The organism is Alkalibacterium psychrotolerans (genome assembly GCF_054784355.1).
The window spans coordinates 127,783-144,533 of sequence record NZ_BAAGPH010000034.1 but is presented as its reverse complement, the minus strand read 5'-3'; the positions used below and the strand labels follow the sequence as shown (position 1 = coordinate 144,533).

The window sequence follows — 16,751 nt, the reverse complement described above, 5'->3', positions numbered from 1 at the left end:
CTACCCCTTCAGTTTAAACAGTTCCAGCGCGTTAGCCGTCGTCTGTTCTGCTACTTCTTCAAAAGATACCTCTCGCAAGCGGGCCACTTCTTCTGCAACATACCTGACATAAGCGGGTTCATTGCGCTTGCCTCGGTTAGGCATCGGCGCCAGGTAAGGGGCATCCGTTTCAACAAGTAGTTTATCAAAGGGGACTTGTTTTGCAGATTCTTTCACTTCCGGTGCATTATTGAATGTTACGATACCATTAAAAGAAATATGCATGCCTATATCCAGGAACTTTTCCATCCAGTATGGGTCAAGGTTGAAGCTGTGCATAATGCCGCCGGTATCTCCTGCGTGCTCTTCTTTTAAGATTTTATAAGTATCTTCGGTCGCTTCCCGATTATGAATGCTGACAGGCAAATTGAGTTCTTTGGCTACTCTCACTTGTCTTCTGAATGCGTCATGCTGGACCGCTTTCGGCGCCGTATCCCAATAGTAATCCAGGCCCATCTCACCCATAGCTACGACACTTTTGTCTGACAGAAATTTGAACAGCTTCTCTTCCACTTCGTCGCAGTAGCTTGCGGACTCAGTCGGATGCCAGCCTAAAATCGTATAAATTCCTTCATAGTTATGGGCCAGTTCCAGGGCCTTGTCAATCGTAGGGTAATCAAAGCCCACTAAAGCCATTCTATCGACACCCTGGTCGTTTGCCCTTTGGATAACCTCAGCTTCTTCTCCTTTAAACTGTTCAACATTAATATGAGTATGTGTATCAAATAACATCTGTTCATTGTCCTTTCTGTTCACTCGACTTCATCTTGTCTAGAATACACCATAAGACAGAAAAATTCCAATAAAGCAGAGACGTTTTGCTTCTCCAGCTCTATTGGAATTGCCTTTTACACGCTTCGTTATGCTAAGCTACAATTGAACCATTTGGCATATGCACAGGTGCTTCAACGATAGACAGATTGCCTTCCGCATCTTCTGCAGACAAAATCATTCCCTGACTGATCTGACCACGCATTTTTCTCGGTTTCAGATTAGCCACGACAATCACTTTCTTGCCCACAAGGACGGATGGATCCGGATAAAATTCAGCAACACCTGACAAGATTTGGCGGTGTCCGCCTTCGTCTCCAGCATCCAATCTGAATTTCAGCAGTTTATCTGCATTCTCAACCTTATCCACAGCAACGACTTCAGCTACTTTCAGCTCAACTTTATCAAAGGTGTCATACTTGATTTCTTTCTCTTTAACAGAGGTCAGCGTCGTGTCTTCCGGATTAAAGTCATCTTCAGATTCTTCCTCTTCTTCATTGGAAACCATCCAGCTCTTGATTTCTTCAACTTCTTTTTCGACGTCCAGTCTTGGGAAAATAGGCTGACCTTTCGCTACAACTGATTTTCCAGTTGGGAACTGACCAAAGTTAATACCGTCGAACGCTATATCCTCTTCGTCCAGGCCAAGCTGCTCAGCAATAGCCAATGACGTATGCAGCAGAATCGGCTGAAGCAGTGCAGCGGTCACACGCAGGCTCTCTGCCAGATGAACCATGACGTTCCCCAGTTCTGCTTTCTTTTCTTCATCTTTCACCAGAACCCATGGCTCTGTTTCATCAATGTATTTGTTGGTGCGGGAAATGAGTTTCCAGACAGACTGTAAGGCAGAACTGAACTGCATACTCTCCATACTCATTTCGTATTCATTCACCGTTTCAAGGGCCTGCAGTCTCAGTGATTCATCAAAAGTGTTTAAATCGCCCTGATAAGCAGGGATTTCTCCACCAAAGTACTTATTCATCATCGCTACTGTACGGTTCAGCAGGTTACCCAAGTCGTTTGCCAGATCAAAATTGATTCGGGATACAAAATCTTCTGGTGTAAAGACACCATCACTGCCGAATGTGACTTCGCGCATCAGATAATAACGCACAGCATCCACGCCATAACGCTCTACCAGTTTTTCAGGATAAATGACATTGCCTTTAGATTTGGACATCTTGCCGTCTTTCATCAAAAGCCAGCCGTGTCCAAAGACTTGCTTAGGCAATGGCAGGTCAAGTGCCATGAGTAGAATCGGCCAGTATATCGTATGGAAACGGACAATTTCCTTTCCGACCATATGCACATCTGCTGGCCAGAACTTTCTGAACTGTTCAGGCTGATCTTCAAAACCGCCCAGATCAGGATCATAGCCCAATGCTGTAATATAGTTAGTCAGGGCATCAATCCACACGTAAACCACGTGCTTGGGATTTGAAGGCACCGGCACGCCCCAGTCAAAGGTTGTTCGGGATACGGCCAAATCTTCCAGCCCTGGTTTAATAAAGTTATTAATCATTTCTTTTTTACGTGATTCCGGCAAAATAAATTCGTCGTGTTCTTCATAATACTGAAGCAGACGGTCTGCGTATTTACTCATATTAAAGAAATAGGACTCTTCCTTGACCCATTCCACTTCGTGCCCGCTCGGTGCCAGTCCTCCGGTCACATTGCCGTCCGCGTCACGGTAAACTTCTGTCAGCTGCGTTTCAGTGAAGAATTCTTCATCGGAAACAGAGTACCAGCCGGCATAATCTCCAAGGTAAATATCCCCTTGGTCGAGCAGTTTCTCGAAAATCTTAGCCACTACTTCTTTGTGCTTAGGCTGTGTCGTGCGAATAAAGAAATCATGAGAAATGTCCAGCGTGTTCCACAATGACTCAATGCTTTCTGCCATAGTGTCCACGTATTCCTGCGGCGTCTGGTTCAATTCTTTAGCTTTTGTTTCAATTTTCTGACCGTGTTCATCGGTTCCAGTAAGGTAAAAGGTTTCAAAGCCTTTAAGTCGCTTATAACGGGCCATCACATCACAGGCAATGGTCGTATAGGCATTGCCGATATGCAGGTTACCGCTTGGATAATAAATGGGTGTTGTAATATAAAATGTCTTATTTTCAGACAACGGATGGTCCTCCTTTAGAATTGTTTCTTATATAATCTGAGCTTAGTTGCAAGCTATAACCTGTAAAGTATACCACAGGTCTATTGGTTCAAAAAGTTCTTATATCAAGTTGAAGTGTTTGAGTCCTTTTTCAATGCCATCTTCGTCTACTGAAGCCGTGACATAGTCAGCCACTGCCTTGACGGAATCCCAGCCGTTGTCCATCGCCACTCCAGTCTGAACATAGTCAAGCATTTCCAGGTCATTGGGACTGTCTCCGAAGCCGTACGTTTCGCTCTGACTGATTCCCAGCTCTTTCAGAAACACCTCTATGCCTGTCGCTTTGGAAATATCCGTGCTGATGATATCAACCGTATAGTGGTTTGATCGGGCAAAATGAAGTTCAGGAAATGCCTCTTTATAAGCCTTTTCCTCATCCATTGATGTTTCCAGAATGACTTGATAAATCGGCTTGCCTGCATACTGTTTCGGGTTAGGCGGTTTTCTGATTAGTTTTTTAAAGAGGGACAGCTGAAGATGTCCGGGAATAATTTTCCCCAACCCTTTCAGAATAGACCACACTGAACTCCGTTTTGCCAGTGATACAATCGAGTTACTGTAAATATCCTTGGCGCCGCAGAGGATGATGCCGTTCTTCTGATTGACTGCCTTATCAGTCAGTCGGTTGACTGTATCCGTCTGGATAGGATTGTGGAATATAACCTGTCCGTTATGCATAACCAGCTGACCATTCATAGCAATGTAACTGTCAATCTCCAGTTCCTGCCTAATTTCTTCAATAAGCAGGGGCGCTCTTCCCGTTGCAATCACAGGAATCACTCCATTTTCTTTGAGTTGCTTTACCGCACGCTTAGTTGAGTCCGGTATGGTATTCCTTTTATTCACCAGTGTTCCGTCAATATCAAAAAATACAATTTTAGTCATAGGTGACTACTCACTTTCTTTGTTTACTCTTTTATAATTGTATCATGTATTCGCTTCACTACATATGAAAAAGGAAAGAAAAGTAGTCCTTTTTCTTTACGGGACTGTTAAAAGTCTGTAAAGGTGAAATGAACTCTTCTCTTTCCTTAAAAGTCTTCCAAATTATTCTACGTCATCGGGATTGGCCCAGACAATTTCACTGATGGCATCCATCAAGTCCGGATCAATATCCAGCGCCAGCAGTGCACTGATGACTCGGGCACTTGTCCGTCCTTTTACTATGGTCGTAAAGATTTTCTCTTTGACATGCGCTTCAATCTGAGCTCTATCCAGGAAGCGGAAGAGTTCACCATGCATATCATTCTTACGCAACTCCACGCCTCTGAAGTAGATAGTATAGCTGACATCCGTAGCCTGTTCTGGAATAACTACAGTGGTGACTTTTCCTTCTTTCGAAATGTCTATCTCGACTTTCTCATCGTCGACCCAGACTTCAGGCATCTGCTTGCATTTAAAGCCGACAAGAGACAGATTGAACTGGCGTCTCTCGGGAAGAACATCAACGTTTCCTTCCGGTTTATGGATTCGGAAAATAGAGGATTCTTCGTCTTCTTCTCTCCATTTCAGCGACATCTTAGTCGTCACTGCTTCAAGACCTTTTCCTAACCCGTCATCTTCATACAGTGAGAAATTGCCATGATCACCGGCGTATATACGAAGATCCATTTTACTTGGATTATCCGTGCTGTTCTCAACAGACTGGTCCATTGGCACAATGCCACCGGCTTTGACAAATACCGGGAAGGTGGACATCGGTCTGTACACATCTATCATGCGGTCCCCTTCGTATGACCGGTTATTGAAGAAGTCTACCCATTTACCTTCAGGCAGCCATACTTTGACTTTTCCTAAACGCAAATCGTTGCGTGTGGGCTCAGTTATCGGGGCCACAATCATTTGTGTTCCAAAGTAGTACTGATTTGGCACATCGTACGCTTCATCTTTCCACGGATAATGATAATACATCGGTCTAACCAGTGGGAAATCATCCTGATAGTTGATGACATTCATCGTATACAAGTACGGCACTAATCTGTGACGCAGCTGCATAAAGTCCGTAACAATACGGTCAGCTTTCTGGCCATAACGCCATGGCTCTTTACCGCTGAACTCGCCATCCTGACTGTGCAGTCTATTAATCGGTGAAAAGACACCGAACTGTACCCAGCGGACAAAGAGTTCATTATCCTTGATGCCACCCATGTGACCGCCGATATCATGACTCCACCAGCTGTAGCCGACATTCGCTGCGGTTGCAGTAAAGTAAGGCTGAAAAGCCAGGGAATCCCAAGTCGCAGCCGTATCACCGGAAAAGCCAATCGGGTAACGGTGCGAGCCTAAACCGGCATAACGGGAGAAAATCAGTCCGCGGTTGTCATCACGCGCATGGTCCAGGAAATGATAGTGGTTGAGCATCCACAAGGGGTCCAGTCCTTCCACTTTCGTGACACTGCCCTGCTGCCAGTCTATCCACCAGAAGTCCACACCAATTTCTTCATGCGGGTGGTGCAGGTATTCAAAATAGGCATTTAAAAAGTCCTGATCGGCAATATCAAATTCAATCGGCTCTTCCTGTTCCACATTCACGCCTAATTCTTTTGCCATCGGTTCATACATTTCCTCATAAGGTTGTACGCCGTTTGCCGGGTGAAGATTCAAGGTTGTGCGCATACCATTTTCGTGCAGCCAGGATAAGAAGCCCTCCGGATCCGGGAATAACTCTTTGTTCCATGTATAGCCTGTCCAGCCAGAGCCGTACTCGGACGGCACATCGGTCACATGCCAGTCCATATCGATGACGGCAACGGAAAATGGAATAGAGCGTGCCTGGAATTCCTTCATCAGGTTTTTGTAGCCTTCCTGAGTGTAGGCATAATAGCGGCTCCACCAGTTACCTAATGCATACCGCGGCAATAATGGTGTTTTCCCTGTCAGGTAGTGGTAATCTTTCAGTGCACCTAAATAGTCCCGGCCATAACCTAGGAAATACATATCGACTAGATTAGGTGAGCGTTTTTTTACCCAGCCGTCTTCAGTCAGATGCATCGATTTACTATCATCAAACACGGAGAAGCCGTTTTGGCTCATCAGCCCTTCTTCCAGTTCAATGGCGCCGTCAGCAAAGTCCAGTGTACGGGCAGTTCCTTTTAACGTCTCAGGTTTTTCACCAAAGTACCAGGTGCTATGGTAGAGGCTGTAATTTCCAATCGCTTCAATATTCAGATTATGTTTTGTAAAGCCGCCCTCTTCTTTGTAGAACATTAAATGAGAGTGCGTGGTTATAATTTCAATGTATTCATCTGTTTCTCTGAGTTCAAATTCAGGTGTTTCAAAATTTCTGTTTAAAACCGTTTGAGTCGATTGATCTTCAAACTTTCCTTCCGGATGATACTCTAAACGAATCATCGCCGGAGTCAATACAGTGAATCGGTAATTGCCCCAGGTTACACACGATTCTTCTGGTGCTTTTGGATTAGTATTCATCTTGAATGTCTCTTTCCTTTGTTTAACCAAATGCAGTCATCCTTTCACTAACAACTTGTCTTATCTATAGTTTAGCATACCAAAAAATAAAGTGTAGTGTGAAGCCATTAGTATTTCCAAAAAAATAGATGGGCAATCTTATTGCAACACCTGAAGACTTTATTGGATTAATAATTGACTATTAAACCGTATTGAATTATACTGACTCTTAGAATATTCAAGCGATGAACAGGCGAAGTAGTGTGTCTGACCTATTTTAGAGAGCGAGTGGCTGGTGAAAACTCGTATGGGCTGGCAGCATGAATTACACCTTGGAGCTATCTTTAAAGACGCGTCCCGGCGTTATGGGATAAGAGGAAGTGGCACAGTCCGCTTCAATCTGGGTGGTACCACGGCATGTTCGTCCCGGCAGAAAGCACAAGCTTTTTGCGGGGCTTTTTTTGTATTCAAAATTAACTGGAGCTACAGGATTTCGACAATTAGATAGATTCTAAAAAATTGAAAAAGAGGAGCATTTATTATGAGTATATTAAGCGAATTAGAGTGGCGCGGAGCCATTAACCAGCAGACCGACGAAGAAGGCCTGCGTGAACTAACCGAGGAGAAAAGCATTGCCTTGTATTGTGGGATTGATCCATCTGGAGACAGCATGCATGTGGGCCATTTAATTCCTTTCATGATTCTGAAACGATTCCAGCTGGCTGGTCATAAGCCGGTCATCCTAATCGGTGGCGGAACAGGATCAATTGGTGATCCGAGTGGCCGCAATTCAGAGCGTACCCTCCAGACAATGGATAAAATAATGGAGAATGCCGATAAATTGAGTGCGCAGATGCGCAAGCTATTTAAAGCCGGTTCCGAAGAGTCCGGCATTAAACTGGTCAACAACTACGACTGGCTGAGCGGCTTGTCCTTTTTGGATTTCCTGCGTGATTACGGGAAGGAATTCAATATCAATACGATGCTGGCTAAAGACGTTGTATCCAGCCGACTCGACACGGGTATCTCCTTTACCGAGTTCAGCTATCAAATTATTCAGTCTGTGGACTTCCTTCACCTTTTCCAGAATGAAGATGTTCAACTGCAGATTGGCGGTTCTGACCAGTGGGGCAACATCACTGCGGGACTTGACTTGATTCGTAAAAAAGAAGGCTCTGAAGCCAAAGCCTTTGGTCTGACTATTCCCCTGCTATTAAAAGCTGACGGAACAAAATTTGGAAAATCAGCCGAAGGAGCTATCTGGCTTGATCCTGAAAAGACAACCCCTTACGAATTCTACCAGTTCTGGTTCAACCAGGATGACCGCGATGTTATTAAATACCTGAAGTACTTCTCTTTCCTTTCCAAAGGTGAGATTGATGAATTGGCGAAACAAGTCGAAACAGAGCCACATAAGCGTGCCGCTCAAAAAGCACTGGCTGAAGAAATGACGCGTTTCGTCCACAGTCAGGAAGCTTTGGATGAAGCCATCAGTATTTCTCAAGCCCTGTTTTCGGGAGACATTCAGAACCTGACAGCTGACCAGATTGGTTCGACCTTTAAGGATGTACCTTCTTCTGAAGCAGCTAAAGGGGAACACAACCTGGTGGAACTGCTGGTTGATGTGACTGGAATCGAGCCTTCACGCAGACAAGCACGCGAAGACATTAAAAATGGTGCCATTCGTCTGAAAGGCATTCAAGTTAAAGATGTCGATTATGTTGTCAGCGAGAAAGACAGCTTTGATGACCGCTTTATTATTGTACGCAAAGGGAAGAAAAAATATTTCCTAATCAACCTGGTTTAATCGGGACGTACTTTTAATATGAGAAGAGATGTCGGCTTATGGGCTGGTATCTCTTTTTCAGTTTTTCTCTTATTATTTGAGTTGTTCATTGTTCGGCAAGCTCACCGTGTCAGGAGTATTCAGCTTGCCGAAGAAGCGGCTTGTTCAGCCTGCTCAACAGTCTGCAGTGCTTCAGTATGCCGAAGGCGCGGTTCCTTGGGTAAACTCCAGACCTGAATCGCTTCACTTTACTTAAGTTGCTTAATCTATAGCAGACTCGGCTGCCGTTTTTTCTTCACTTTGCCGAACTTGATACCACTTGGGTAAACTCACGCTGCATGATTCACTCACTTTACCTAAAGCGGACCTTCTTAGTCAAACTCATGGAAAACCCTCTCTTCACTTTACCCAATTTTTCGCTTTTTCGGCTAGCTCGTATACTCTCGACCTTTGAGTATACCGAACCCTGAAGAATGTTGAAAGATGTCCCATCTTTCTTCCTTCTTAAAGCCCTTTACAGAGGTAAGATTTGAGTGCCTCAAATCTTACAATCAAAAAAGCCTTTGAGTCTGCTTTATTGAGTTATTTCTCAATAGTCAGCAAAGTCAAAGGCCTTTGTTCTTTTCTATTTAATTATCAGTTAAACAGTCCGGTAATTGCTTCCCAGAGTTGTCTGAAAAAGTTACCAATTTGATCAAGCAGGCCACTGTCTTCGGCCTGCTGCCAGGCATCGCCGAAACGGTCGCGGAGATTGCCGGATAGCTGTTCCAGCTGCTCTCTTACTTGCGCTGAATCAATGGCACCCGTCTGCTGATAGCGTTCGAAAAAGGCAAGCAGGCGGTCAATCTGGTCTTGAGAAATAACGTTCTGAAGATTGTTGTTTGCCAGTGCATCATTGATGATTTCTTCAATTTCCTCTCTTGTTGCCAGTTCATCCTGACGTTCTCTCAAATCAGCCAGCTGCTGTTTGATTTCTACAATCGCCTGGTCAAAACGGTTTGTGTCAAAGTCTTCCTCGTCCGCATTTTCCTGGGCAATCTCATTCGTGGTTTCCAGTTCCTCCTGGGCTACTTCCATTCGGTCCTGGTCCAAATCTTCTCCGTTTACGTCAAAGGCCTTGTAGATACCAGTCAGCGCACTTTCACCTGTTACCGGACGGATACTTGCCACCATAATTGTCACATCTTCCACCCCGGCTGTGATAGCCGCATTGGTGTACTGTTCTTCTGTAATTTGAGTGATGTTATCCGGTGTTTCATTGATGACATCAACCCCGTGGCCTTCGCTTTCACGCTGCACGAGGACTGATGAAATCATGCTAGCTGTATTTCCTGACCCCGTCCCAAGATAGTTCTGCAAGTCCTCACCCGTTACGGCCACACTTGCTACATTATCCATACTGTCAATGCCTAAGAGGTCGGCTGTTTCTTCTATCTGTGCGTCATTCAGTCCCCCGCCGTATACATAAGTCGGGAGTCCCCAGGCTTCATTCACAACACTGGTATCGATGCCTTCAGATGCGGCTACTCCATTGACTGACAGCATGGCGACTGTCGACAGGGCAATACCGCCTGTCAGCATTCGTTTAAATAAATTCTTCATTATAGTTTCTCTCCTTCTAATTGTAAAAGAAAGCAATTCACGCTTCCGACTATAGTATACCATTATCTAAACTTTTTTTCCCGAACAGAAAAGTCTTTTTCAACACATAAGTTAGTTGGTCTTAACATAAAACAAACGAAATCATCCGTATAAAGTTCACATTTTACCCCATAACAAAAAAGCCAGCTGAACATGTCAGCTGACTCTTCCCCCTTTTTAATGTATCTTTTCAAGTTATTTGGCAGCCATTCCACCATCTACACGGTACTGGGCACCAGTAATAAATGTAGAATCATCGGAAGCCAGGAACAACACCAGTTTTGCTATATCATCGGACTCCCCGTATCGCTGCATTGGAATATCTTTTTCCAGACCTTCCTTCACTGCGTCTGCATTATCAGGATCAAAACCTTGTTCCAGCGAACGCATCATGCGGGTATTCACAGGTGAAGGATGAACCGAATTGACTCGAATACCCTCAGCTGCTGTTTCTAGAGCAACAGACTTGGTCAGTCCGATTACAGCATGCTTGCTTGCAACATAAGGTGAAACACCGGGCGAACCGATAAAGCCAGCAACAGAGGACATATTTATAATGCTGCCTTGCTTATGTTCCATCATGACCGGTAAAACATGTTTCATTCCCAAAAACACGCCGCGAACGTTGACGGCCATCACCTTATCTAAATCCTTAACATCGTGATTAATGATTGGCGCAACTTTTCCTTCAATCCCTGCGTTGTTAAAGAAGACATCGATGGTTCCAAATTTCTCCACAGTTTTCCCCACATAGTTTTTAACTGCTTCTTCATCGGATACATCTGCCTGAACACTCAATACTTCACCAAATTCACTTAATTCTGATTCGGCATTCTTAAGATCTTCACTATTGATATCGACTATGGACACTTTTGCGCCTTCATTCAGGAACAACTTGGCTGTTTCTTTGCCTATACCAGCTCCACCGCCGGTAATTAACGCCACTTTTCCTTCTAAACGTTTTGTCATACCATCCCACCTTAAAGAATTATTTTTGTTCAGACTGCCCACTATCCTCCTTAATAATTTTTTCACTAACTTTATTGTAACCGTTTTCTTTGTTGTTTTCAATACCCTCTACTAAAAAAGTAACCACAAAAAATGCCCGGCGGCCACCGGACATTCTCTTGTTTAATTCGTCAGCGATTTAAATCTTATTCAACGCTTCCTTAATGTCATCTTCGCCGGTTACCAAATCAAATGCTTTTTTATGGGTATTTTCATTATCCAGACAATGCACTACTACTTTAGCTACATCAACACGTGGAATGCTGCGTGTCTCTGGATTAGTTATACCGTCTTCTGCTCTGATTTTACCGATGGAGTCTTCGTTTTCCAATGCACCGGGACGAACAACGGTATAGTTCAGATTAGAACTCATCAGCCATTTGTCAGCATAATGCTTGGCAACATAATAAGGCTTGATTTCCCCACTCCATTTTTCACGGTTGTCTGCATTGAAGGCACTGACAATGACAAACCGATCAATTCCGTTTGCTTCAGCAGCCTCCATTACTTTAACTGCACCGTCCAGATCAATCAGCAGTGTTTTATCATAACCGGTCCCGCCTCCTGAGCCGGCTGTGAATACCACGGCGTCGATATTTGTCATACTCTTTCCAATTTCATCGACACTGTCTTCAAGGTTTCCTAATCTCGCTTCGATTCCCTTCTCTTCGAAGGCTTTGACCTGCTCATCTTTTCTGACAAAGGCAATCGGTGTGTGCTGGCCGCCTTCTTTCAGTTCGTCAACTAAGTGCTGTCCAATTTGACCATTTGCTCCAACAATTAATACGTTCATTAAAGTCACTCCTTAATAGTGATGTCTCTTTCTAAACAGTATCAAAAAAAAGACACAACTACCAAGAAAATGCTTTTTCCTCAGGAGTGTGTCTGTAAATTATAATAAGTGGTAGGTCAGGCAGGCAGGCTTATGCGTATGCGGGTCCTGAACTATTTTTGCATCAATATCAAACACTTGTCTAAGCACACTATTCGTCATAACTTCTGACGGTTCCCCCGCCTTAACAATCTGACCGTCTCTCAAAGCTATCAGATAATCTGAAAAACGAGCAGCGTGGTTCAAGTCATGCAGCACCATGACAATCGTTTTGTTCTGCTTTTTGTTCAACTTCTCCAATACTTGGAGAACATCCAGCTGATGCGCCAGATCCAGATAAGTGGTCGGCTCATCCAGCAGAAGTATATCTGTGTCCTGCGCCAGTGCCATAGCAATCCAGACCCGCTGCCGCTGCCCACCGGATAAGGAATGAACGTAGCGGTCAGCAAACTCCAGCAGGTTGGTCTCTTCCAGTGCCCAGTGAACCATTTCCCAGTCCTTGTTGGTCAGTTGTCCAAAACCTTTCTGATAAGGCGCACGTCCGTAGGAAACCAAATCCTTTACTGTCATTTCCTCAGGCGTATGCGGAGACTGTGCGAGTATAGCCACTTTCTGGGCAATTACTTTTGTCGGCTGGGAATGAATCGCTTTACCGTCAAGAAGTACAGCGCCACCTGCCGGCTTTAAAATACGGGCGATTGTTTTAAGAATCGTTGACTTGCCACACCCATTCGGCCCGATAATGCAGGTGATTTTGGAATCCGGTATCGTCAGATTCAACCCGTCAACAATCAGTTCTTTTCCATACCCTACTTTAAGGTCATCAGTTACGATACGCGACACTGTACTTCCCTCCTTCATTTCAAAAATTCAAGCCGGATTAATCGGCTGTTTCGAGACTGTCTTCAATAAACCCAAGAACCTGTTCATTGGCTATTGGACCATAGTACAACCAGGCTGACTGGGAGTCAAAGGTATAAACGTTGTTGTTCTCCACAGCAGGAATGTTCTGCCACAAACGCTCCTCAGTCAGTGCCGGTTCCTCGTCATCCGAAATCAGAAACAAGTGATCTACATCCATTTCAGCCAGTTCTTCCAGTGAGATGGATGCCCAATCGGCTTCATCAGATAAGTCATTCAGTACAGCCGGCAGTTCAAAACCGGCGTCTCCATACAAGACTGCTCCACTCGAACGTTCTGGGTGAACAACAAAGAGCGTCGTGTCAATCATCCAGATAGCTGCAGCTGTTTCTCCATCAGCTACCTCAGATACCATTTCTGCAGTCTCTTCGGCACGTGCATCGTAAGAATCCATGACTTCATTCGCTTCATCTTCCTTATCCAGTATAGCTCCTAATTCCAAAAGCGATTCTCTCCAGTCTGCTGGACTGGCGTTCATAACATAGGTAGGCGCAATCTGCTGATATTGTTCAAGCATATCCTGTTCGACTTGATCACGGATGATAATTAGATCCGGCTCATATTCAAGAACCGACTCATAAGGCAAATCATAAGGAATAGTCGGCACGTCACCTAACTCATCCTGCAGATAAAACTGGACCCCTTCTCCGTCTCCAATAGACCACTGAGCAGCAGGTGTGACATCCAGAGCAACCAGGTAGTCTTCAAGATAAGACGCAATAATCGCATCAGGATTCTCTGGGATCTCAACTTCATTCCCTGCTCCGTCAGTCATGACGCGCGGCCCTTCTTCTGTTTCAACTGTTTCTTCTTCTGTCAACGTCCCATTTTCCTGTTCGTCAGTTTCAGTTGTACAAGCCGCTAACGTTAAAGACAGCGTCAGGGCACCAATCATCATTTTTTTCATTCTTGTTCCTCCATTATTCTTTAATTGTAATCAGTAAGTAAATAAAGTAAGGTGCGCCGATAACGGCGACAATAAGTCCTACGGGAATTTCCGAAGGGGCAAGTACACTTCTAGCAATGCTGTCTGATAAACTAATCAGCAGTGCACCGATGCAGGCGGATACGGGTATCAGCCGCTGAAATTTACCTCCAACTAGTCTGCGTGCCAGATGCGGAGCGACCAGTCCGACAAAAGCAATGCCCCCGGCGGCTGCCACACTGGATGCGGCCAGCGCCACTCCCAAGACAAGCAATATCAGTCTTTCTTTTTGAATCGAACTGCCTAACCCGACCGCCATTTCTTCTCCAAGCTGCATGATGGACAGTACTCTAGCTTTATAAAGAGCCAGCGGGAAAAAGATAAGGAACCAGGGAAGCAGCCTCAGAACTGTTGGCCACGACGCATTCCATATGGAGCCGGACAGCCAGGTTATCGCACGGTTAAAGTCACTTTCGCTCATGCGCAGTTGCACCAGCATCAAAGCGGCAGCAAAACCCGAGTTAATACCAATACCAACTAGAACCAGCCGGACTGGGGTGACCCCTTTCTTCCAGGCTAGCAAATAAATCATGGCAGCTGCAGTCAGTCCACCTAAAAAAGCAATGAACGGTAGCCCTCTATCCGCCCAGACAGGTACAGCAGTGTCATTAAGAGACGTCAGGTAAAGAAACAGAACAACAAAAAACCCTGAACCGGAATGAATACCTATTATGCCAGGATCGGCCAAACCATTTTCTGTAACGCCTTGAAAGACGGCTCCGGCGCTTGCCATTCCGGCACCAACCAGTAGTGCGAGAACCGTTCGCGGCAATCTGAACTGGTACAGCAGAAGTCTGTGTGCATCTATTCCCTCTCCCCTGACCGTTCGAATGATATCTGGCAGGGTTAATGTCAGGTGCCCGGATCCTAGACTGACTAATACAGATAAGACAATCAGCACCAGCAGAAACAAAAGCAAGTAGACTGTTCTTTTGTAAGCTTTGTCCTGATAAGGGGAGTATTCGATTTTTGTCTGTTGCTTATGCATCTCTCACCCTCTCCCTTCTTTACGTGCCAAAAAGAGGAAGAACGGCACACCTATAAGAGCGGTCAATGCTCCAACTGGTGTCTCGTAAGGAATATTTATAGTACGCGCCGCAATATCGGCTATCACTAGAAGCAGCGCTCCAAAAACGGCTGAGCTTGGCAGGACCCAGCGGTAATCCATCCCCATCACTTTTTTAGAAATATGCGGAATAACCAGTCCGATAAAGCCGACTGTGCCGGCAATTGATACGGCTGCCCCGGTAAGCAGGAGCACAATCAGAGTGGATAAGAGTTTAAGTCGTCCAATTTTAACGCCCAAGCCCCGAGCCATCTCTTCACCCAGTCCCATAATTGTCAGAGATCGGGAGAGCATGAAAGCAGCAATTAATGCACCGGCAGCAAGTAAACCGGCTATACGCACCGTTTCCATTCGCACACCTGCCACTCCGCCTGCGTACCAAAAGGTTATATCTCTGGCCACATTGAAATGAAGAGCAATAATGGTCGACAAGGACTGAAGCAAGGCACTGACAGCTGCTCCAGCCAGTGCCAGTTTAACCGGTGTCAGACCTCTTTTACTGAAAGACCCTATCAGAAACACCATACCTGCTCCCAAGGCTGCTCCTGCAAAGGACCAGACAATCAGCTGAAAATAATTAGACTGAGGATAGAATGCAAAAGCGAGAGCCATCATAAAGGCTGATCCGGACGTCACTCCCATTATTGAAGGGGATGCCAACGGGTTCAACGTCAATGCCTGCATAATTACACCAGATACTGCCAGGAATGCCCCAACGAGAGCCGCAGCCAAAACGCGCGGCACACGCAAGTCTCTTAGAATCAAATGACTAGTATTGGTTTCATCAAATGAAAGAAAGGAATCAGCAACCGTTTCCCAGCTGATTGAAGCCGCACCGATTGATAAAGACAGTAGCATCACTATTATCAGTACAGCTATGCTTAGGATAAGAATTAAAGCAGTCGGGTGCGGAGCACTCAATCGTTTGAGCAGTCGTTTCTGAGTCTCCTTTTTAGTTAACTGATTTTTTCGTATCTGCTCCATATCCATACTCTTTTCTCTGATTAGTCTGAATCCAAGTCGTGTTCTCTGCTCTGCAGTTCTTTATGAAAGGACGACATGACTGTCGGCAAGGCTGCCTCAGGATTCAGATAGCTTTTTACCTGATTAACCGCATTGACTGCGTCATTAAACGCGCCGGCTATCAGTCTGACTTTGCCCTCATAGTCAACAATATCTCCAACAGCATACATCCCCTCAACTGAGGTTTGCGTCTGACTGTTGCCCTGAATATAGTAATCGTCTTTTAATAGAAGCTTTGTTTCTTTTGCCTGGTGAAAATTCGGTTCTGCATCAAAGCCAATATTGACAATCAAATCATCACAGTCAATGGTATACATCTGATTTGTCTGGCTGTTTTTGACAGCTATACCCTGAACCCTTTCTGAACCCTCACTCAACTGCATGTCTTCAATCGAAGTATAGGAATGTATATGTACACTCGATTCTTTTAACTGGCGGAGCTGCGATTCATGCGCACGAAACGTATCACTTCTGTGTATCAGGTGAAGCTCCCCGGCATAGTCTATCAGCTCATTTGCCCAGTCAATAGCCGAGTTTCCCCCGCCGACAATCACTACTTTTCTGTCTTTAAACATACTCAGGCGACTAATGGTGTAATGAACATTTTGCTGATTAAATACTCGTCCTCGGTTAGCTGTCAGTTTCTTTGGTGAAACAATCCCGCCACCCGTTGCTATAATGACTGATCGGCTGTAGAATTCTTCGCCGGTCAGACTGATGACTTTGAATAAGTAATCATTTATTTTCTTTATGTCGGTAACCTTTTTGTTCAAATTAATTTCCGGTCGAAAAGTCTGGCCCTGTTCAGTTAACTGGCGCATCACGTCTTCACCTAAGGTCGGTGGCATCCCGCCAATATCCCAAATTCTTTTTTCGGGATAGAAATGCAATTTTCCACCAAGTTTCTCTTTGACTTCGATTATCCGAACAGACAAGTCACGCATGCCCGCATAAAACGCCGCATATAAGCCTGCTGGTCCACCACCGATAATTGTACAATCTGTCAGGTTCTCTGTATTCATTTAACCCCTCTTTTATTAATTGAGAATGATTATCACTATCATATAAGTTATACCATTCACAAAGCCCTATGTCAAGCTAGCCTTG

At 44.9% G+C, this 16,751-nt stretch carries 13 protein-coding genes and 1 other annotated feature; of the genes, 1 reads left to right on the top strand and 12 read right to left on the bottom strand.

Features of this window, described 5'->3' with window-relative positions; genetic code table 11:
• From ACYVLS_RS06310 to ACYVLS_RS06295, 4 genes are all read right to left on the bottom strand, one after another.
• Positions 1-771 carry a TatD family hydrolase gene (locus ACYVLS_RS06310; RefSeq protein ID WP_460322635.1) on the bottom strand — a complete coding sequence of 257 codons (771 nt, stop codon included), beginning with the start codon at positions 769-771 and terminating at the stop codon, positions 1-3.
• 133 nt (positions 772-904) lie between these two features.
• Entirely contained in the window at positions 905-2,935 is a 2,031-nt protein-coding gene (metG, locus tag ACYVLS_RS06305; protein WP_460322549.1) for a methionine--tRNA ligase, read from the bottom strand.
• 99 nt (positions 2,936-3,034) lie between these two features.
• Complete coding sequence (locus ACYVLS_RS06300; protein WP_460322547.1) at positions 3,035-3,859, bottom strand: Cof-type HAD-IIB family hydrolase; 825 nt, start codon at positions 3,857-3,859, stop codon at positions 3,035-3,037.
• A gap of 162 nt (positions 3,860-4,021) precedes the next feature.
• Positions 4,022-6,433: a glycoside hydrolase family 31 protein gene (locus ACYVLS_RS06295; protein ID WP_460322544.1), complete on the bottom strand. Its 2,412-nt coding sequence runs from the start codon at positions 6,431-6,433 to the stop codon at positions 4,022-4,024.
• Between the two features lie 185 nt (positions 6,434-6,618).
• Positions 6,619-6,814, top strand: a binding site (T-box leader).
• Between the two features lie 109 nt (positions 6,815-6,923).
• On the opposite strand from ACYVLS_RS06295, the gene tyrS reads away from it, so the two are divergent.
• Positions 6,924-8,189 (top strand): tyrosine--tRNA ligase, encoded by a 1,266-nt coding sequence (gene tyrS / locus ACYVLS_RS06290; RefSeq protein ID WP_460322542.1) that lies wholly within the window; start codon positions 6,924-6,926, stop codon positions 8,187-8,189.
• 615 nt (positions 8,190-8,804) lie between these two features.
• On the opposite strand, the gene ACYVLS_RS06285 is transcribed toward tyrS, so the two are convergent.
• The 8 genes from ACYVLS_RS06285 to ACYVLS_RS06250 all read right to left on the bottom strand — a co-directional run bounded on the left by ACYVLS_RS06285 (position 8,805) and on the right by ACYVLS_RS06250 (position 16,666).
• Positions 8,805-9,770, bottom strand: a complete 966-nt coding sequence (locus ACYVLS_RS06285) for a DUF1002 domain-containing protein (RefSeq protein WP_460322539.1) — start codon at positions 9,768-9,770, stop codon at positions 8,805-8,807.
• A 234-nt stretch (positions 9,771-10,004) separates the two neighbouring features.
• Positions 10,005-10,778, bottom strand: a complete 774-nt coding sequence (locus tag ACYVLS_RS06280) for an SDR family NAD(P)-dependent oxidoreductase (protein WP_460322537.1) — start codon at positions 10,776-10,778, stop codon at positions 10,005-10,007.
• A 178-nt stretch (positions 10,779-10,956) separates the two neighbouring features.
• Entirely contained in the window at positions 10,957-11,610 is a 654-nt protein-coding gene (locus ACYVLS_RS06275; protein WP_460322534.1) for an SDR family oxidoreductase, read from the bottom strand.
• 99 nt (positions 11,611-11,709) lie between these two features.
• Positions 11,710-12,492 (bottom strand): ABC transporter ATP-binding protein, encoded by a 783-nt coding sequence (locus tag ACYVLS_RS06270; protein WP_460322531.1) that lies wholly within the window; start codon positions 12,490-12,492, stop codon positions 11,710-11,712.
• 37 nt (positions 12,493-12,529) lie between these two features.
• A complete protein-coding gene (locus ACYVLS_RS06265) occupies positions 12,530-13,477 on the bottom strand; it encodes an ABC transporter substrate-binding protein (RefSeq protein WP_460322528.1) in 948 nt (315 codons plus the stop codon).
• Between the two features lie 13 nt (positions 13,478-13,490).
• On the bottom strand, positions 13,491-14,543 hold the full coding sequence (locus ACYVLS_RS06260; protein ID WP_460322525.1) for a FecCD family ABC transporter permease: 1,053 nt from the start codon (positions 14,541-14,543) through the stop codon (positions 13,491-13,493).
• Positions 14,544-14,546: 3 nt separating this feature from the next.
• The gene (locus tag ACYVLS_RS06255; RefSeq protein ID WP_460322523.1) at positions 14,547-15,605 is read right to left on the bottom strand and encodes a FecCD family ABC transporter permease; all 1,059 of its coding nucleotides are present in this window, start codon (positions 15,603-15,605) and stop codon (positions 14,547-14,549) included.
• Between the two features lie 20 nt (positions 15,606-15,625).
• Positions 15,626-16,666, bottom strand: a complete 1,041-nt coding sequence (locus ACYVLS_RS06250; RefSeq protein WP_460322521.1) for an NAD(P)/FAD-dependent oxidoreductase — start codon at positions 16,664-16,666, stop codon at positions 15,626-15,628.
• Positions 16,667-16,751: the final 85 nt, after the last annotated feature.

Excerpts from the sequence above, each read along its gene's own strand:
- ACYVLS_RS06310 (WP_460322635.1), bottom strand. The coding sequence starts at position 771 with ATGTTATTTGATACACATACTCATATTAATGTTGAACAGTTTAAAGGA.
- ACYVLS_RS06300 (WP_460322547.1), bottom strand. The coding sequence starts at position 3,859 with ATGACTAAAATTGTATTTTTTGATATTGACGGAACACTGGTGAATAAA.
- tyrS (WP_460322542.1), top strand. The coding sequence starts at position 6,924 with ATGAGTATATTAAGCGAATTAGAGTGGCGCGGAGCCATTAACCAGCAG.
- ACYVLS_RS06285 (WP_460322539.1), bottom strand. The coding sequence starts at position 9,770 with ATGAAGAATTTATTTAAACGAATGCTGACAGGCGGTATTGCCCTGTCG.
- ACYVLS_RS06280 (WP_460322537.1), bottom strand. The coding sequence starts at position 10,778 with ATGACAAAACGTTTAGAAGGAAAAGTGGCGTTAATTACCGGCGGTGGA.
- ACYVLS_RS06275 (WP_460322534.1), bottom strand. The coding sequence starts at position 11,610 with ATGAACGTATTAATTGTTGGAGCAAATGGTCAAATTGGACAGCACTTA.
- ACYVLS_RS06265 (WP_460322528.1), bottom strand. The coding sequence starts at position 13,477 with ATGAAAAAAATGATGATTGGTGCCCTGACGCTGTCTTTAACGTTAGCG.
- ACYVLS_RS06260 (WP_460322525.1), bottom strand. The coding sequence starts at position 14,543 with ATGCATAAGCAACAGACAAAAATCGAATACTCCCCTTATCAGGACAAA.
- ACYVLS_RS06255 (WP_460322523.1), bottom strand. The coding sequence starts at position 15,605 with ATGGAGCAGATACGAAAAAATCAGTTAACTAAAAAGGAGACTCAGAAA.
- ACYVLS_RS06250 (WP_460322521.1), bottom strand. The coding sequence starts at position 16,666 with ATGAATACAGAGAACCTGACAGATTGTACAATTATCGGTGGTGGACCA.